Consider the following 19103-nt stretch of genomic DNA (forward strand, 5'->3'; position numbering starts at 1 on the left):
ACTACGGACCCGCGTTCGGACGGATGCTTTCGGCGGCGGATCGAACCCTGGCCGAGCCCATCGAGGTCGTGATACTCGCCCCGCCGGTCGCGAACGAGCTGCGGACAGGGGAGAGCCGGGGCACCGACGCCAAGGCCGTGTCGGCTCTCGTGCGGACCGCCTTCTCCGTCCCGAACCGCAACCTCACGGTGGTCGGATCCAAGGACGGAACCGCCGTGCCAGGCTCCCTTGCGGACGGTCGGGAGCCGGTCGGCGGCCTTCCGACAGTCTGGGTGTGCAGGGATCGCGTCTGCCGTCTTCCGGTCACCGATGCCGACGCCATGCGGAAGGAGATTGGTCGGCTGACACCGTCGGCGGCGGCGGGAGCGGACCCTCAGTAGCCGGCTAGGTCCGTTATCGCGGTCAGCACGTCGTCGACCTGCGGCAGGATGGCTGCCTCGAGCACTGGGGAGTAGGCCACCCAGGTATCGAGCGAGCCGATCCGCCTGACCGGCGCGTCGAGCCATTCGAAGGTCTCGTCGGCGATCTGGGCGGCTATCTCGGCGCCGACCCCGAAGGTCAGCGAATCCTCGTGCGCGATTAGAACCCGGCTGGTCTTCCTCACCGACGCGGCTACCATCTCCATGTCGAGCGGCTGGATGGTGCGCAGGTCGATGACCTCGACGTCGACTCCCCGCTCGGCCGCGATTCGCGCGGCATCCATGGAGCGTTTGACGAGCGCGCCGCAGGCGACCACGGTCAGATCCGACCCCACCCGCACTCTCCGGCCCCTGCCGAAGGGAATCGAATGCTCGGGACCCGGATAGCGGCCCTTGTTGTGCACCTGCCGGTAAAGGTGCTTGTGCTCGAGGAAGATCACCGGGTCTTCGCACCTGATGGCGGTGCGCAGGAGCCCGTTGGCGTCTTCCGCGTTGGAAGGCATCGCCACACGCAACCCGGGGGTGTGGGCGAAGAGGGTTTCGCCGGTCTGGGAATGGTAGATGCCGCCGCCCCTGAGGTAGCCGCCGTAGGGAATGCGTACCACGACCGGGACGCTGTACCTTCCGCCCGAACGGTAGCGCAGGGTTGCGAGCTCGTTGCGGATCTGGTGGAACGCGGGCCACACGTAGTCGAAGAACTGGATCTCGACGACGGGACGAAGCCCCCTGAGCCCCTGGCCGATGGCGCGGCCGACGATGTTGGCCTCGGCGAGCGGCGCGTTGTAGCACCGCTCCCGCCCGAAGCGGCGCTGGAGTCCGTGCGTGACCTTAAAGACGCCCCCCTTGCCGGGAACCTCGTCGAGAGCCTCTTCACGCGACGCGTCCGCGACGTCCTGCCCGAAAATCACGACGCGGGCGTCCCGCTCCATCTCGTCGCGCAGGCAGGCGTTGATGAGATCGACCATGGTGAGGAGCTTGCCGCCCTCGTCCGTCTCGGGCTCCCCGGAATCGAACTCCTCGGAATCGGCCGCGCCGGATACGGCGAAGAGGTGCTTCAAGGCCTCGTCCGGATCGGGATCGGGCGCGGCCAGAGCCTGGTCCGCCGCCGCGTCCACGTTCTCCGTGATCTCGTCTTCCAGAGCCTCGAGCCCTTCCTCGCTTCGCACGCCAAGTTCCACAAGGAGTTTGCGCGTCCGGACAATGGGGTCGCGCGCCGCCTGTTCCGCGAGCTCGGCCGCGCTTCGGTAGGCGGCCTCGTCGTCGGACATCGAGTGGGAGTGCGGACGGGTGCAGTGGGCGTGGACGAGCGCAGGTCCCTCGCCGGCTCGCACGAATGCCGCAGCCTTGCCCAACGCGTCGTGAGCTGCGATCACGTCCGTGCCGTCGCACTCCAGCACGAAGAGGTCCGGGAAGGAACGAACGAGCTCGGAAATGCTTCCCCCCGCCGTCTGGACCTCTACCGGCACGCTGATGGCATAGCCGTTGTCCTCGATCACGTAGAGGACCGGTAGCCTGAGGTTGCTCGCCGTGTTGAGCGATTCCCAGAATTCGCCTTGCGAGGTGGTCCCGTCGCCGGCGCAGACGACGACGATCTCATCCTCGAGGAGCTCGGGAACGCCCTCGGCCAGCTCAGGGGAGCGCCGTATCTTGACTATGGCCTCCGCGCAACCCACCGCCTGAAGGAACTGGGTCCCGGTCGGCGAGGACATGGTGGGCATGCGCAGGTCGGGATCGCCGAAGTGGCCTGGCATCTGCCTGCCCGATGAGGAAGGGTCGGCCGCAGCGCCCACCGCCTGGAGAAAGTGGTCGAGGGGCGTCTGACCAAGAGAGAGGGTCAGGGCTCGGTCGCGGTAGTACGGGAACATCCAGTCCTCCGCCGGACGCAGGTGCCGGGCGAGAGAAGCCCCCACCGCCTCGTGGCCGGCGCTGGAGATCTGGAAAAAGGTCTTGTTCTGTCTGTTGAGGCTCGCTTCTCGTTCGTCGATGCGGCGCGAGGTCACCATTGTGGCGTAAAGAGCGCACAGCTCCTCGGGTGAGAGTTCGAGGGAGCGGTCGGTGTCGAGGTTCGGGCGGGTTCGAGTCGTAAACATATTATGTTGAGAAAGATAGCCATTCTTCGCCTGCGGGCGATCCGGGTCGTCCCGCACGACCTCCGCCCACACCTCACGAGGCACCAATGCACGCACGATCCTACGCTCTCCCGGCGATCATCGCCGCCGCCCTCCTCTCGGCCTCTTGCGCCGAGGCTCCGCACGAACACCCTGAAGCGGGCGTGATGCGCACCGTTCACCAACCCTCGAGCAGGCCTTACTCCGCAGCGGTCCAGGCCGGAGAAACCTACTGGCTCGCCGGCAAGATCGGCTCGACCCAGGAGACCGCAGCCATGGAAGAGGGACGGGTCGCGGCGGAGACCCACAACATCATGCGCTCCTTCGAGGCTCTGCTCGCCGACCTGGGAATGGATTTCGGCAACGTGGTGCGGGGCGTGGTCTATCTGACGGACATCGCCGACTACTCCGCGATGAACGAGGCTTACGGAAGCTACTTCGAAGAGGGCGACGCGCCGTCTCGGGTCACCGTCGCGGTTTCGGAACTCGTCGGTGGAGCGACTATCGAGATCAGCTTCGTAGCCGTGAACACCGACCGAAGCGAGATGCACGAGGGCGAGCCGGAACACGACGGGGACGAGGACGGCGGAATGCACGATGACGAGGAGAGCCACGATGGCGACGGCGACGGGGATCGCCGCTGACCTCCTGGCGCGCGAATCCGGCTGCCACGCCCTGCCCGCACCGGATGATCCGCGGACCGATAGACGGTGATCGCTGACAACGACGCCAGTCCGGCTCCTCCCTACCGGGCCGCCCTACTGGTCGGGCTTGCGCTCTTCGCTCTTTACGTCGCGACGCTCGCTCCGTCGACCGCGTTCTGGGACGCCAGCGAGTACATCGCCACCGCCCACATCGTCGGCATTCCGCACCCGCCGGGTAACCCGCTCTTCGTCATTCTAGGCAGGGCGTGGAGCCTGCTCCTCACGCCTCTCGGGATCCCCCCGGCGGTGGCCGTCAACCTGCTGGCGGCCGCGACGAGCGCGACCGCTTCGGCTTTTTTCTTTCTGGTCGCCCATCGCGTCCTCGGCGGACTGAAGACCGACCGGAGGATCGCCCTGTGGGGCGCCGCCGCAGGCGCTCTGATAGGTGGAACCGCCTTTACGGTCTGGAACCAGTCCACCGTGAACGAGAAGGTCTACACGGTGAGCGCGGTCATCGTCGCGGCCGTCTGCTGGCTTGGAGTGAGGTGGCGCGACCGTCGGAGCGAGCCTGGGAGCGAACGGCTGATCCTCTGGGCCGTCTTCCTGACAGCGCTCGGCGCCACCAACCATCTCATGTCGGTCCTGGGAGCTCCCGCTCTCGTCGTGATTGCGCTGGCGGCCGGTGCGGGATCGCTCGCGAAGCTGCGCTTCCTGTGGCGGGCGGCGACCCTGGTCGCGATCGGGATCTCCTTCAACTTCGTTCTCCCGGTCAGAGCCGAGCTGGACCCGGTGATCAACGAGGGCGATCCGACCTGCGAGTCGTTGAGCCGCGCCGCCGTGGCGATCTACACTCTGGGCAGGACCGGCTGTCCGGATCTCGCCGCCAACCTCAGGCGCGAGCAGTATCGGCCGGTGCCCGTGACCCAGCGCAAGGCTCCGATAGAGTCCCAGTTCGAGAACTACTACCAGTACTTTGACTGGCAGTGGGCGCGCTCGCTCAAGCCCGACGTGCTCCCCGGAGGCGCCAGCACGCCCTTCACCGTCATCTTCCTGGGGCTCGGCATCTTCGGGCTCTCCGGTGCCTGGCGGGCCGATCGCGCCACCGGCGCAGGTCTGGGAGCGCTCGCCGCGACGCTCACCGTCGGGCTCGTGATCTACCTCAACTTCCGCTACGGCTACTCGCTCTCTCCCGAGATCGCGGACCTGAGCCGGCACGAAGTCAGGGAGCGCGACTACTTCTACCTCGTCGGCTTCATGTTCTGGGGTTCGCTCGCGGGTATCGGCCTCGCCCGCTTCTGGGATCTCGTCGTCCGACGAACACGAGGCAGCAGATCGAAAGGCGGGGAGCTGCCGGGGCGAAGGCTGCTCCGCGCGGCTCCGGTGATGTCGATCGCCCTTCTCCCTCTTGTCCTCAACTGGAGCTGGGCGTCGCGGTCGGGGGACTACGCCGCGCGCGACTGGGCCTACAATCTGCTCATGAGCGTGGAGCCCTACGCGGTGCTCTTCACCAACGGCGACAACGACACCTTCCCGCTCTGGTACGTGCAGGAGGTCGAGGGCATCCGCCAGGACGTGACCGTGGTGGTCGGTCAGTATCTGGGCACGTCCTGGTACGTGAAACAGCTTCAGGCGCTCACCTCGCCGGAGAACCAGCGCCCCTTCGATCCCGAGCAGGCCCCCGGCCTCTACGAAGACCCCGGCATGCCCTCCCGACCGATCATCGAACTCTCGCACGAGATTCTGGATGCGGTCGCTCCAACCCGGCTCACCTCCGACCTCGACCTGCCGTTGGCGGAGGTCGTCGCGGTCTACCGCAGCGGCACGGTGCTCAGCAGGATCGACCAACTCACATTGGCCATCGTCCAGGCGGCCCGACAGGATCGGCCCATCTACTTCTCGAGTCTGGGCGGGACGATGACCCGGCTCGGGCTCACCCGCTGGGCGGTGCGCCAGGGCCTGGCCCTTCTCCTCCAACCCGTGCGGAATGGGTTCGGCCCACCCGGTTGGGTCTCGATAGGAACACCGGACAACCCCGTCTGGGTAGATGTGGATCGGTCGATCAGGCTATATCGAGAGATATACAGCTTCCGAGGTCTGCGCGAACGCAGGATCTGGCCCGACAGATCAGTCAAAGTGGTTTGGCAATTCCACTTCGCCGCCTCCGCCATGGCGCGAGCCGTTCAGGTCACAGGCGGCGATCGAGCCCTGGTCGACTCTCTTCGGGCCGACAGCGACCATTTCCTGTCTCTGGGCGAGTTCGGGGTCTCATCACCCCCGACCTCCGAGCCCGACAGCTAACCGCCCGGTGCACGGTCCCCAGACCGCAGGAACTCTGGACGGCGCCGGGTTCTCGCCCGCGGAGCTGAGACGTTACGCCCGCCACATCGTTCTCGACGAGGTCGGACTCGCGGGTCAGCGAAAACTGAAGGAGGCGCGCGTACTCTGCGTGGGTGCGGGAGGGCTGGGCTCCCCTCTCGCCCTGTACCTGGCGGCGGCGGGAGTGGGCACACTGGGGATCGTCGACTTCGACGACGTGGACGCGAGCAACCTCCAGCGTCAGATCCTGCACGGAACCTCGGACATCGGACGCAGCAAGCTGGATAGCGCCGGCGAACGCCTGCAGGAGGTGAACCCTCACACGCGGGTCGTGAACCATCCGGTTCGGTTGGAGTCCTCGAACGCTCTCCACATCATACCCGGCTACGATGTCGTGGTGGACGGCACCGACAACTTCCCCACACGATACCTGGTGAACGACGCCTGCGTGCTCGCCGGTGTCCCCAACGTCTTCGGCTCGGTCCTCCGCTGGGAGGGACAGGTGGCCGTCTTCGCCGCTCCCCACGGCCCCTGCTACCGCTGCGTCTTTCGCGACCCGCCGCCGCCCGGGCTAGTGCCCGACTGCGCGGAGGGCGGGGTGCTCGGAGCCCTGCCGGGAGTGATCGGATCCATGCAGGCGCTCGAGGCCGTCAAGCTCATCCTCGGAGCGGGCGAATCGGTCGCCGGTCGACTCCTCCTTTTCAACGCGCTGACCGCCCGGTGGCGCGAGATACGGCTGCGCCGGGATCCCGAGTGTCCGGTCTGCGGGAACGAGCCCACCCAGAAAGGTCTGATCGACTACGACGTGTTCTGCGGGACCGCCGGGGCGAGCGACGTCGAGACCGAGGCCACCGAAGAGGCGGTCGGATCGATCACCGCCGTCCAGCTCGCCAACCTTGTGGAAGGAGCCCGTCCGCCCCTCGTCCTCGACGTGCGCGAACCCTGGGAGTGGGCCGCCGGAAACCTCGCGGCGCTCGGCGCCCTGCCGATACCGATGGGAGAGCTCGCCGCAAGAACCGACGAGCTGCGCGACGCGACCGAAGAGCGGCCCGGCGGGATCGTGGTCTGCTGTCGGTCGGGCGTGCGCTCGCTCGCGGCCTCCGCATACCTGGTCGACCTGGGTTTCCGCGACGTATTCAACCTCGAAGGAGGAATGAAGGCCTGGGCGAGCGAGGTCGACCCCGAGGTGCAGGTGGTGTGAAGCGTCTCCGTATCGTTAGACCGCAGCCACGTTTTCCGCCGCTTCCGGCAGGGCGATTCCGACTCCGATCCCCCCGGGCGAACCCTGTCGAGCCCGCCCGGTATCACCGAAGACGCCGCACTTCGGACTCCACGCGGCCGCAACCAGGCCCTAACCCCAAGGACTATGAACTCCTCTCATCTCCGCCTCCCGAAACCGCTGCCGGCACTCGCGGGCGCCGGACTCCTGATCGCCCAGGCGGTCTCTCCGACCCCCGCCTTCTCTCAGACGAGCCTCATGCTCGGTGTCGGTTCCACCCTGCCGACGGGCACCTACGCAGAGCAGACCGACCTCGGTCGCCACGCCAAGCTCGCCCTGCGCGTCGGGGTGCCCGCCTTTCCGCTCTCGGGCCGCTTCGAGGGCGTCTACCACGACATCCCCGGAAGCGCCGGAACCCAGAATGACGAGACCATGGTGGCGGGCAAGATCAGCGCCGTGTTCGGGGTGGGCCTCCCGGTCGGACCCGGCCTCTACTTCCTAGGCGGTCTGGGCAGGTACCGGAGCACCAAAGAGGCGTCGGACGCAACGGTCGGCCACAACGGGGTGCATGGAGGCATCGGAGCCAGAATCCGGCTCCTGGGGCTCGGCATCTTCGTCGAGGGGCAGGTGGTAAACCGTTCCGGCGTGGGCGACGACGACGCCCGCCACATGACCGTCAGCGCCGGTCTGGAATTTTAACGGGCGGAGGCGTCGCCGTCCGAAGCCCTTGAAGGAGGCCGGCCACAGAACCGCCGCCCTTTGCAAGGCGCTGCGTTTCCTGGTCGCGTGGCGCACCGGAAGAAGCGATGTGGTCGAGAGCGAGATCTTCATCCACCGTGACACAGGCCAGGTGCCGGTCAGCGTGCTGCGGTCGCGGCGACGTGCTCCCCGACGCGGATGGATCCTGCTGCACGGACTCACCCGCCCCGGCAGGGCTCACCCGCGCCTGCTCAGATTCGCGCGCGCTCTGGCGGCCAGCGGCGACGTGGCAGTCATCCCCGAGATACCCGAGTGGCGTGAGCTCAAGCTCGCACCCGCAGCCGCGAATCCCGCCCTCCAAGCGGGGCTGGACGCGCTTTCAGCCACCATGGACGAGTCCGCCGGAACCCAAACCGGCACCGGCCGCACCACCATAGCCAGCATCGGGGGCGCCCCGACCCCAGCGAACCTCTCCACGGGCGCGATAACATTCTCCTTCGGGGTTCCCCATACGCTCGCGGCCACCACCGAGCCGGAGCTCCGCGGGTGCCTCGACCGCGTGGTGTCCTTCGGCGGCTACGCGGACCTGGCCGGAACCGTCCGCTATCTCTTCACCGGCGACGACGGGACGCCCGACGCGCCGCTCCCCGACCCCTACGGACGCTGGATAATCGCGGGCAATTTCCTCACTCTGGTTCCCGAGTACGAGGCGGCCGTCGATGTCGCCGGCGGCGTTCTCGCCCTGGCGTCGGAGGCCGGCGACAAGGGCGTTCCCTCGTGGAACCCCGTCTTCGAACCCAGCCGACTCCGTCTCCGTGCGGGAGTGGCCGAAAAACGCCGACCCCTCTTCGACCTCATCGCACCCCCGGGTCGGGAGCTGCCGGATCGGACAGAAGCGCTCCGACTCGTCGACCAGCTCCTTTCAGGCGCTCTGCGGATCTGCCCCGAACTCGAACCCTCCGAGACCCTCCCCTTCGTGACCGCCCCCGTCCACATCTTCCACGGTGTCGGCGACAATCTGATCCGCCCCGATCAGGCCCGTCACCTCGCAGTGGCGCTGGGAGGACCGACCTCCTCCACGGTGAGCCGACTTCTGGCGCACTCCGACGAGGAACCCTGGCCCGGACCGGTGAGCGCGCTCCGGGAGCTGTGGACTCTCCTGGGCGGCTTCGCCCGGGCATTCGGGGAGCAAGCGGTCGGGGGGGGATCGCTCCGCTAACGCTCCACGTCCATCCCGCGAGCCAACCGATCGAGCCATCCGCCCTCGACGTTTCGCACGTCAGGGTGCCCTGCAGCCGCCAGGATACTGGCTCCGATGGCCGAGCGGTGGCCGGTCCGGCAGTGGAGCAGAGCGGGCCGGTCCCGAGGAAGTTCGCCCACCCTGACCGAGAGTTCGCCCAGGTGGATGCGGACCGCGCCTGGCACTCTGCCCTCGTCCCACTCGATCTTTCCCCGAACGTCGACCAGCACCGCTCCCTCCTCGATCCGAGCCCGCTCGGCCTCGTCCCAGTCGAGCACCACTACCGCGCCCAATTCGGGCGACGCAGCCGGATCCGACAAGATGTGAAAGGCCTGCACATCATCAAGGCCGATCTTCAGCAGCAGCTCGGTCGTCGGCCTTACCTGACCCTCGGTCTCCACCACGACACAGATGGGGCGGTCATAGGGGACCACCCAGCCCGCCCAGGTCGGCAGAGTCCTGGTCAGCGGCACGTTCAGCGACTCGGGCAGGTGGCCCCCAGCGAACTGCGCGCGGGTCCGCACATCGAGCAACGTCCAGCCGTCATGCCTCATCGAAAGCGCCCGGTGGAGATCCGCTCGCTCCAGGCGTCGGTCGGGGGGAGCCGGGGGTCCGGCGCGGTTGAGTCGCTTCATGTGCGCGAAATAGGCGGGCGGCTCGGGCTGATCTTCGAGCACCTTGGCGACGAACTCGTCCTCGTCGGCGCACTGGAACACCCAGTTCGCCAAGAGCTCGTAGCCCACGGTCGAAGAGGGCACCGCCCCCAGCGCTTTCCCGCACGCCGAGCCCGCCCCGTGACCGGGCAGGAGCTGGACGTGAACGGGAAGCTCGCGGAAGCGCTGAAGCGAGGCGTAGAGCTGCCGCGCACTGGCCTCCATGGTTCCGGTCTCTCCTGCGGCGACCTCGAGGAGATCCGGGCGACCCACGTCTCCGACAAAGACGAAATCGCCACTGAGAAGGGCCAGCGGAGGCGGGGGCGAGCTCCGCACTCCGTCAGCGGGAGCACCGCTCACGCCGCCGTCGGTCACCAGGAAGGAAATATGTTCGGGGGTGTGGCCCGGAGTGTGGAGAACCCGCAGACTCACCGCACCTACCGAAAACTCTTCGCCGTCCCGCAGCGGCCGAGCTCCGTCCTCGTCGAGGTAGCGATAGCTCCAGTCCTCGTCGCCATGGTCCGATAAGAGAAGCCGGGCGTTCGCAACGCGGGCAAGTTCCCGTGAACCGGAGAGAAAATCGGCGTGGATGTGGGTCTCGGTGACGCAGACGATACGCACGCTCTCCTCGGCGGCGGCGGCGAGGTAGGGCTCGGGACGTCGACCAGGGTCGACCACCACGGCCTCGCCCGACCGTTGGCATCCGAGCATATAGCTGGCCTGAGCGAGACTGTCGTCGTAGAACCGGCGTAACAGCATAGGGGTAGGTTGCGGGATCGCTCCGTTTCATGCAAGTGCCGCTCTTCAAGCCACCCCATGTCAGATCACCCCGATCTCCGCCCCGTCCGCACCTCCGTACCACGTCTAGTCACACCGATCTCGCTGCTATTCGCGGGCTTGCTGGTCGCGGCGACCCCGGCCGCAGCCCAGCTCGCCTCCTCCGATCTCGACGGCCTCTCCTTCCGGAACATCGGCCCCGCGACCATGAGCGGTCGTCTCGTCGACATCGCCGTCGTCAACTCGGACACGAAGACCTTCTACGTCGCCGCCGCGACCGGCGGCGTCTGGAAAACCACCGACAACGGGGTGCGCTTCACACCCGTCTTCGAAAACGAAGCCGTGCACTCGATCGGAGATATCGCGCTCCACCAGGCGAACCCGGAGATCGTCTGGGTGGGCACCGGAGAGCGCGCCAATCGACAGAGCACCTCGTGGGGGAACGGAGTCTACCGCTCCACGGACGGCGGCGAGAGCTGGACGCATCTGGGCCTCGATGAATCGCATCACATCGGGCGCATCGTCCTCCATCCCACCGACCCCGGCGTAGCCTATGTCGCGGCTATGGGCCACCTCTGGGGACCGAACGAGGAGCGGGGGCTCTATCTGACCGGGGACGGCGGCGAGAGCTGGGAGCGCATTCTGCACGTGGACGACGAGACCGGGGTGGTCGACGTGGCCATGGACCCGACCGATCCCGACGTGCTCTTCGCGGCGACCTACCAGCGCATGCGCAGACCCTGGGGCTTCCACGGCGGCGGCCCCGGCAGCGCCCTCCACCTTTCCAGGGACGGAGGACGGAGCTGGACCCGGCTGACCAATGCCGGGCTCGACAACGGACTTCCCACTGGCGATCTGGGACGCATCGGCATCTCCATCTACCCGCGCGACCCGAGCATCATCTACGCGAGTCTGGAACAGGGCAACCGCTACAACGCCTCCACAGCCTACGAGGAACGACGAGCCGGCCTCTACCGCTCGACCGACGGCGGCGAGAGCTGGGAGCTGAGGAGCGACTGGAACCCACGCCCGATGTATGCGAGCCAGCCCATGGTCGATCCGAACGACCCCGAGCGCGTCTACATGCTCAACTCCTACTCGTACTCCGACGACGGCGGGGTCACCTTCACCGTTCCCCGCGGTCACCGCACGCACGGCGACGACCGTTTCGTCTGGGTCGACCCGCACGACTCGGAGCACGTGCTCAAGGCCGACGACGGCGGGCTGGGCATAAGCTACGACAGGGGTGACCACTTCCTCTACGTCACCAGCCTTCCTCTGAGCCAGTTCTACCATGTGTCGGTCGACATGGCCCATCCCTACAACGTATACGGGGGACTTCAGGACAACGGCTCCTGGAAGGGGCCGAACGCGGTCTACCGCAGCGAGGGCATTATCAACGAGGACTGGAGCAAGTGGGGCGGCGGGGACGGCTTCTGGAACGTGGTGGACACGACGGACGGGCGCACTCTCTACAGCGAGAGCCAGTACCTGGGACTGAACCGGGTGGACATGGTCACCGGCCAGAGCCGCTTCATTCGCCCCAACCAGCCCGAGGGCTACATCGGACCGAGACGCAACTGGCGCACCTGGCCGGATCCGGACGCGCCGGAAGAGCGTCTCGGCAACGCCATGCCGCCCGGCAACTGGGAGGGACCGTTCATCATCAGCCCGCACGACGCGCACACTCTCTACGCCGGCCTCGACGAGCTCCACAAGAGCACGGATCGGGGCGAGAGCTGGGTGTCGCTGGGCGATCTCACCACCGGCGCCGACCGTCGATCCCTGACCATCATGGGTCAGCGGCCCGACTCCACCGTGCTTTCCCTGGACGACGGCATTCCCTATTGGCCCACCGTCAGCGCGGTCGAGGAGTCCCGTTTCAGGCCCGGCGTTCTCTACGCAGGGACGGACGACGGTCAAGTGTTGGTGTCGCCGGACGACGGTGCGAGCTGGAGGAACGTGAGCGAAGCCGTTCCGGGTGCGCCGGAGATGATGTGGGTGAATCGCATTCACGCCTCCGCGAGCGTCGACGGACGCGTCTACCTGGCGGCGAACAACTACCGCAACGACGACTACTCGAACTATCTGTGGGTCTCCGAAGACGACGGAACGAGCTGGCGGTCGATCATCGGCGATCTTCCCGACGAACTCGTGGTGAGGGCGGTGCGAGAGGACGAGCGCAATCCCGACGTTCTCTATCTCGGGACCGAATTCGGTGCGTGGTGGTCGTGGAATCGGGGCGAACGCTGGCTCGAGCTCAAAGGCGAACTTCCGACCCAGCCCGTGAACGACCTCGTCGTCCATCCCCGAGACAACGACCTGGTGCTCGGCACTCACGGTCGCGGCATATGGATACTCGATCAGGTGAACGCCCTCCAGGCGATGGGTCCGGCGATAGCGGCGAGTTCGTCGCATCTCTTCAGCGTCGAGCCGGCCGAGCAGATCCGCTATCGGTCGAGAAGGGGCCACACCGGCAACATGATCTTCGAAGGGGAGAACCCGCCGGCCGGCGCCATCATCGACTACTGGCTCGGTTCGTCCGGCATGGATCCCGCCATCACGGTTCTCGCCACGGACGGGAGCGAGGTCGCGCAGGTCGGGGCCCCGGGAGGACGCGGCATCCGACGGACGGTCTGGAACTTGCGTCACGGCGGCTCCGGTGGCGGTCGCGGCTTCGGCGGCGACCTGATCCGGGGGCCCTGGGTAGTTCCCGGAACGTATACCGTGCGTCTGGAGGTTGGTGGTGAGAGTCACGAGACCAGCGTGGAGGTCCGCGAAGACGCACGCATCGATGTCGATATGGAGACGCGCACGAAGTGGACGGCGACGATGCTCGAGCTCTGGGATCTCGCGCGGAGCGCCGCGGACCTCAGGTCGGAGGTGTCATCGGCCGCGAACGGCGGCGGGTCGGGCGGGATGGAGGAAAGGCTGGCCGTGCTAGTGCGCGAGACTGCGGAGCTCGCCTCCCGCGCAGGTCGGCTCTATGGAGCGGCAGGAGGCTGGATCGGTCCGCTCTCGGCGGATCTGGCTTCACAGCGCGCCTTCATCACCGAAATGCTCGCCGCCCTCAGGGAGGAATGGCAGACCTATTCCGATGGAGGAATCTTCCAGGACGCCGAGGTGACGGCTTTCGTGGACGTGACCGTACTGCCCATGACCGGATCCGGGCCCATGGCGGGCCAGACGGTGATCGTGACCGACGACCGGATCAGCGCTGTCGGCCCGAACGCCGAAGTGCGGGCACCGGCGGGAGCGCAGGTCATCTCCGGAACAGGCGCCTTCCTGATGCCGGGACTCGCCGAGATGCACGCCCACGTACCGCCGGGCGCGAACCCCTCCCGCGAAGACGTCGAGGACATCCTTTTCCTCTATGTCGCGAACGGCATCACGACCATTCGGGGAATGCTGGGCTCGGCGTACCAGGTGCCGTTGGCGGACGAACTCGAACGTGGCGAAGTGCTCGGACCCACCTTCTACGTCGGCGCCCCTTCGATCAACGGCAGCTCCGCTCCCAGCCCCGAGGCTGCGGAGCGACTCGTTCGCGCACACGGCGAGGCCGGCTACGATCTGCAGAAGATACATCCCGGGGTCTCGCTCCCCGCTTGGAACCGCATGGTCGATGTGGCCCGCGAGGTCGAACTGACTTACGGCGGTCACGTTCCGGCGGCCGTAGGGCTCGAACACGCGCTCCGGACCGGCATGTCGACCGTCGACCATCTCGACGGCTACGTCCAGGCGGTCGCGTCGGACGACGTGGTCTCCCAGATCAACGCCGGACGCCCCGTGAGTCTGGGCGGACTTGTGAACGGTTTCGACGAGGAAAAGCTCCCCGAGATAGTCGCGCTGACGGTGGAGTCGGGGGCCTACGTCGTCCCAACCATGTACCTGTGGGAGAACCTCTACGGCAGTCCGAACGCCGAAGAGATGCTCTCACAGCCGGAGATGCGCTACGTGTCGTCGGGACAGCGCGAAGCCTGGCGTCGACAGGCCGCCGGAGGACCCAGGGGCGCTCCCGACGAGGTGGCGGCCTTCCTCTCTCTGCGCAAGGACATCCTGAAGGCGTTGTCCGACGCCGGGGCCGGTATCCTGATGGGGACCGACTCTCCCCAGCTCTTCAACGTACCCGGCTTCGCGCTCCACAGGGAACTGGCCGTCATGGCGGACGCTGGGATGTCGAACGAGGCCATTCTGGTGAGCGGCACCCGAACCGTGGGCGAGTACGTCGGCGAGCATCTGGACTTGGACGGCGGCTTCGGAACCGTGGAGCCCGGCCAGCGCGCCGACCTCGTGCTGCTGGGATCGAACCCGCTGGACGATCTCGACAACCTCAAGGATCGCCGCGGCGTGATGGTGAGCGGTCGTTGGATCAGCCGAGCGGAGATCGATCAAGGTCTCGAGACGCTGGCGCGCAAGCACGGGGGGTGAGAAGGGTGAGTTCTCAAGAACGCTGCCATAGCCGCCGGGGCAATAGGGATCATGGATAACAGCCAATACCCTGCGAACCCTCACATACACGCCCGGTGGTGAGGAGGATAGGATCAATGTCAAGCGAAGCACTGAGACTGGTGCGGTTCGCGGGATCCGCGCTGCTCGTGGCGGCCATGACAATCCCGTTGAGTGCGCATGGTCAGGAACCGGACGCCGATTCTTCACTTAGCCAAACAGAGATTGCACGTCTTCTGGTCTCGTCGAGACCTGGGGATGTGAGGCGCGGCATACTGCAGCTGGGAATGCGGCGCGACGCATTTCAGTTGCCGGGGATCCCGCCGGACGAATGGGGTCCCGAACTCCGCGCCGCCGTGGTCCAAGCGGTCGAGCAGGAAGCGTGGCTGGACGCTCCCGAGGATTGGGGGGAACTCAACGTGGAGCTGTACGATGCCGTCTGGGCCATCGCGAAGTTGGGCGATCCGGTTGCCATTGGGCCGCTAGCCGACTTCGGACTGCTTGGGTTTGACGTTTACGACTGGCTGGTCTTCCAAGGCGAACCCGCGTTGCGGGAGGTGATCGCCACGGCCAAAGGGCCCGGCAGCACAAGGGCGCAGCGTTCGGCTAGGCGTTCGCCGTTTGTCGTGATGGCGATGTTCGTGGACGAGCAGGGCCCGCAGGGGCTCGATGTTGGGCTCCTCGCGGAGATTCTCGGCTTGGCGGCGTCGGCGCTCGACGATCCGGAATTCGTCATCGAGGCCATAGACCTGAGCGTGTTGCTCGGGGATGCCGATCTCCGAGGGAAGGTGGAGCGCCTCGCGGCAACGCCATCCTCCGTCCAAGCGCTTGGGATCACCGATGCGGGCCGGATTGCCGACATACGGCAGCGCGCCCTCGCGAAGCTTCGGGACCCGACCCCGCTATGGTATGACTTCGAGTGGTGGACGGATCGCCGTCTCAAGCGGTGTGTGGACGATGACAGCCGCGAATCTAGGGTGTGTCGGCGACTGCTTGGCCACCGCCGTTGACTCGACGGCCGGGGATGGCAGCGGCACCGTGATTTTTCGGTCGGTCGGTCTGCGCCTTGGGATGCGCCGACCTTCGATGGCGGCCGCGCCGAACAACAGGGCAGCGGTAGAAACGGGGACCGGAACCGCCGGAGGTGGTTCGGTCGCGCGCCCCAACCGCGCCGGCACTGATGTCGGCGTATCCCGAAAGAGCAGAGCTGCGCCGGCTCCTAGGCTAGCCTGATGCTTCCGGCCCGAACGGCACCTCCAAGGCCGGCAACGAGAACGCGCCCGGAAAGTCGGCCTCCACCTCCTTCTGTTTGCCGCTCCAGCTCTCGATGTCGATGCGGAAGACCGCCGTCCGCCTGAGTTCGCCCTCGGTTATGGCTCTGTAGTCCCGACCGGGCCTCAGGTGAGGGGCGTACTTGTCGAGCAGGAGCTGGAGACCATGGCGCGCCTCTTCGGTTTCGCACACGACGCTGCCCTTCCCGAAGGCGACCACCCCGGCATACTCGACCGAGAACTCCAAGGCCTCGTCCGCCGGCAGGAGTCTCCCCATCGCCACGGCGCCGAACGAGACCCGCATACCTGTCGCCTCGAGGTTCCGTCGGGTACGACCGGTGCGATGCGTGTGAAGATAGATGGCCCGCCGGGCCTCGTCGAAAACGAAGAGGTTCGAGTTGAGAAAGGGCTGGCCGTCGGCGTCGGTGGTCGCCAGAAAACCGTAGGGAGCTTCGTGCAGGAAGGCGGCCACCCAGCGGTCGTCCTTGCCCCGGTCGCGACGGCGGAGGGCGGAGCGGGCGTCGTCCCTGCCCGCGTGGTCGGGCAGGCTCACTTGCGGGTCCTCCGGATCGCTCTACCGGGGGCGGTTCCTTCGGCAAAGTCGACGAGCTCTCCGTCGCGGACCACGAAGACGCCGCCCACGAGAACGTGCGGGATCCCGGTGGAGGGCTGATCCGGGTCGACGAAGGTCGCCCGATCCAGCACCGTTTCGGGGTCGAAGACGGTCAGGTCGGCATCGGCGCCCGGCGAGACCCTTCCCTTGGCGGCCATCTCCGGCACCATCGCCTCGAGACGCCGCGCGGGCATGAGCGTCATCTTGCGCAGCGCCTCCATCAGCCCGAGTCGGCCCTCGTCTCTGGAGTAGCGGCCCAGCACCCGGGCGAAGGTTCCGGCCCCGCGTGGATGGGCGCGACCGTTCACGAAGGCCACGCCGTCGCTCGCCACCATGACGATGGGGTGTACCAGAGCCTGGAGCATGGCCTCCTCGGGGATGATGTGGGCGATGACGATCCCGCCCTGGCTCCTTCGGCGGGCGAAGCTCCCCGCATCCAGCCGTTCGCCGGTCGCGACCCACTCGATGTCGCCGTAGTTCGCGCCGAGCCGCTGCCGCCAGCCCGGGTCGAAGATGGCGGAGCCGATGCTGGTCGACGCCGCGGTATAAGGGTAAATCTCGGTCGTCACGTCCACCCCGACCTCCTGCGCACCGGCGATCATTTCGAGGACGGGTCCCATTTGCGAGAGCCCGGTCGAGCCGATGTGGACGACATGCACCGAGGCCCCCGTACCGGCCGCGTTGCCGACCATCTCCTGCACGGCTGCGATGGCGCTCGTGGGCTCCAGCACCCCCGAATATCTCACATGAACGAAAACGGTCACACCGTGCTCCGCTGCGGTCTGGAACATGCGGAATATCTCGGGACGCCCCGCTCCGGGCAGGTACTGGAGACCGAGGCCCACCCCTAGGGCGCCGCGCGAGAGTTCGGCTTCCAGGTGACGCTGGATCTCGGCCACCCGCGCCTCGTCGGCCCGCCCGTAGATGGTCTCGCCGGCCGCGCTGTCGAAGGCCAGACGGCGCGCCTCCGAGTAGCTTGCCGACGCCCCGTGGTTGATGCGCCAATCCTGCCGCTCCGCGTACCACTCTTCTATCGGATAGCCGCCGCTCTCGAGCTCGAGGGCCGTGGTGACACCGTCACGCACCTGAAGGTCGCGAGAGAACGGGTCCTGCCCGTGCGCGTGGAGGTCGATGAAGCCCGGCGCGACCACGAGGCCGGAGACGTCCATCACCTCCTCGCCCAGAAGGGTGTCTGCGGTGACCGACACCACCACGCCGTCTCGAATTCCCACGTTCAGCACCGAGTCGGCTCCTGACTCCGGGTCCATCACTCGACCGCCGGCCAGCACGAGATCGTGGACGGTCGGCTCAGCTTCGGGTTGGCAGGCGGCAACAGTACCGAACAGAACAAATGCCGCTAGGGTCGGGGTTCTCAAGTGGGACATCGGGAGCCTCGATATGGTGATGACCCGGCTGGGGCTCGAACCCAGGACCGACGGATTAAAAGTCCGCTGCTCTACCAACTGAGCTACCGGGCCGAAGAAAGATAGAACCGGGAGCCTCACTTCAGGAGGGGTGCGACAGAGATGCGGGAGGACTCGGTAAGTCCAGCGGCCGCCTCCGACCGTTCAGATTTTCAAGCGGAGCTGGTTGCGAAGGAAGCTTCGGCGATGATGCGGGGTCGGTCCCAACTCCAGCAGGGCCGCTCGGTGCTCCCGGGTGCCGTATCCCATGTTGCGCGACCATCCGTAGCCGGGGTACCTCCGGGCAAGACGCCTCATCAGCCGATCGCGCGTCACCTTGGCCACGACGGAGGCGCAGGAGATCGAGTGCACGAGAGCGTCACCCTTGACGACCGCATCGTGCGGAAGCCTTAAGCGCTTCATGGGAAGGCCGTCCACGACCACGTGGCGGGGTTGCCCCACCGGAACCCGTGCGAGCGCCCGCTTCATGGCGAGAGCGGTGGCGTTGAGAATGTTGCGACGATCTATCTCCTCGGCGGACGCCGCTCCGGTCCCAACGACTTCCGCCCATTCCACGATGCGGCGGTAGCACTCCTCCCGCTCCGCTGGAGCAAGCCGTTTCGAGTCGGCCACTCCTTCGACGGGCTCTCCATCCGACAGGACTACGGCGCTGGCCACGACGGGTCCGGCCAAGGGTCCGCGACCGACTTCGTCGATACCGACGACAGGGATGCCGTATGCCCAGAAAGCGCGCTCGTACTCGAGCGCCGCACCCGCAGCGGGCGGAAATTTCGCAGACCGCGACCGGTCGCCGACCCGGCGGTCTACGCCGTTGCGGCCGCCTGCCTCGACCCGGACCTTACCGACGGACGCGCTTCTCCGGAATCCGCGCCGACTTGCCTCGACGACCGCGCAGATAATAGAGCTTGGCCCGCCTTACCCGACCTCTGCGAATCACCTCGATGCCGGCCACCGTGGGGGCCTGGAGCGGGAAGATACGCTCGACGCCGACGCCACCGGAGACCTTGCGGACAGTGAAGGTCTCGTCCAGACCTCCGTGCTTGCGGGCGATGCAGACGCCCTCGTAAGGCTGGAGACGCTCCTTGGTTCCTTCCCGCACGCGGTAGAGAACGCGGACCGTGTCGCCCGGATGGAACTCGGGCAGATCGTCCCTCAGGTTCTGCAGCTCGAAATCTCTGATAACGTTGGGCATGGCGGTGCGCGGCCAAGGCGGGTTTCGTTTGACGGTTAGCCTTGAAATATAGGCTGAGCGGCTGAGCATGTACAGTGCCGAC

General features: G+C 66.9%; 12 protein-coding genes and 1 tRNA gene. 6 read left to right on the forward strand and 7 right to left on the reverse strand.

All coding sequences use genetic code 11. From position 1 onward, the window contains the following. Positions 1-373: 373 nt before the first annotated feature. The gene (locus J4G12_01810; GenBank protein MCE2454538.1) at positions 374-2509 is read right to left on the reverse strand and encodes a dehydrogenase E1 component subunit alpha/beta; all 2136 of its coding nucleotides are present in this window, start codon (positions 2507-2509) and stop codon (positions 374-376) included. Positions 2510-2595: 86 nt separating this feature from the next. On the opposite strand from J4G12_01810, the gene J4G12_01815 reads away from it, so the two are divergent. The 4 genes from J4G12_01815 (at position 2596) to J4G12_01830 (ending at position 8624) form a co-directional block, all read left to right on the forward strand. Beyond that, entirely contained in the window at positions 2596-3171 is a 576-nt protein-coding gene (locus tag J4G12_01815) for a RidA family protein (protein MCE2454539.1), read from the forward strand. 2044 nt (positions 3172-5215) lie between these two features. Next, entirely contained in the window at positions 5216-6688 is a 1473-nt protein-coding gene (moeB, locus tag J4G12_01820; protein MCE2454540.1) for a molybdopterin-synthase adenylyltransferase MoeB, read from the forward strand. A gap of 165 nt (positions 6689-6853) precedes the next feature. Continuing rightward, a complete protein-coding gene (locus J4G12_01825) occupies positions 6854-7405 on the forward strand; it encodes a hypothetical protein (GenBank protein ID MCE2454541.1) in 552 nt (183 codons plus the stop codon). 28 nt (positions 7406-7433) lie between these two features. Then, a complete protein-coding gene (locus J4G12_01830; protein MCE2454542.1) occupies positions 7434-8624 on the forward strand; it encodes a hypothetical protein in 1191 nt (396 codons plus the stop codon). On the opposite strand, the gene J4G12_01835 is transcribed toward J4G12_01830, so the two are convergent. Further along, positions 8621-10057, reverse strand: a complete 1437-nt coding sequence (locus J4G12_01835; GenBank protein MCE2454543.1) for an MBL fold metallo-hydrolase — start codon at positions 10055-10057, stop codon at positions 8621-8623. The two genes, J4G12_01830 and J4G12_01835, sit on opposite strands and share 4 nt — an antisense overlap. Before the next feature lie 57 nt (positions 10058-10114). Between J4G12_01835 and J4G12_01840 the strand changes: the two genes are divergently transcribed. Together J4G12_01840 and J4G12_01845 are read left to right on the forward strand one after the other, a co-directional pair. Next, a complete protein-coding gene (locus J4G12_01840; protein MCE2454544.1) occupies positions 10115-14503 on the forward strand; it encodes an amidohydrolase family protein in 4389 nt (1462 codons plus the stop codon). A gap of 95 nt (positions 14504-14598) precedes the next feature. Then, positions 14599-15531 carry a hypothetical protein gene (locus tag J4G12_01845; protein MCE2454545.1) on the forward strand — a complete coding sequence of 311 codons (933 nt, stop codon included), beginning with the start codon at positions 14599-14601 and terminating at the stop codon, positions 15529-15531. A gap of 214 nt (positions 15532-15745) precedes the next feature. On the opposite strand, the gene J4G12_01850 is transcribed toward J4G12_01845, so the two are convergent. The 5 genes from J4G12_01850 to rplS form a co-directional block, all read right to left on the reverse strand. Continuing rightward, positions 15746-16345: a pyridoxamine 5'-phosphate oxidase family protein gene (locus J4G12_01850; protein ID MCE2454546.1), complete on the reverse strand. Its 600-nt coding sequence runs from the start codon at positions 16343-16345 to the stop codon at positions 15746-15748. Continuing rightward, entirely contained in the window at positions 16342-17790 is a 1449-nt protein-coding gene (locus J4G12_01855; protein MCE2454547.1) for an amidohydrolase family protein, read from the reverse strand. Before J4G12_01855 ends, J4G12_01850 begins: the two co-directional genes overlap by 4 nt. A 20-nt stretch (positions 17791-17810) precedes the next feature. After that, a tRNA-Lys gene (locus J4G12_01860) sits at positions 17811-17883 on the reverse strand. Between the two features lie 90 nt (positions 17884-17973). Then, on the reverse strand, positions 17974-18540 hold the full coding sequence (locus J4G12_01865; protein ID MCE2454548.1) for a ribonuclease HII: 567 nt from the start codon (positions 18538-18540) through the stop codon (positions 17974-17976). 127 nt (positions 18541-18667) lie between these two features. Beyond that, on the reverse strand, positions 18668-19021 hold the full coding sequence (gene rplS / locus J4G12_01870; GenBank protein ID MCE2454549.1) for a 50S ribosomal protein L19: 354 nt from the start codon (positions 19019-19021) through the stop codon (positions 18668-18670). Positions 19022-19103: the final 82 nt, after the last annotated feature.

Source organism: Gemmatimonadota bacterium (assembly GCA_021295815.1).
Taxonomy (GTDB): domain Bacteria; phylum Gemmatimonadota; class Gemmatimonadetes; order Longimicrobiales; family Gaopeijiaceae; genus JAGWBQ01.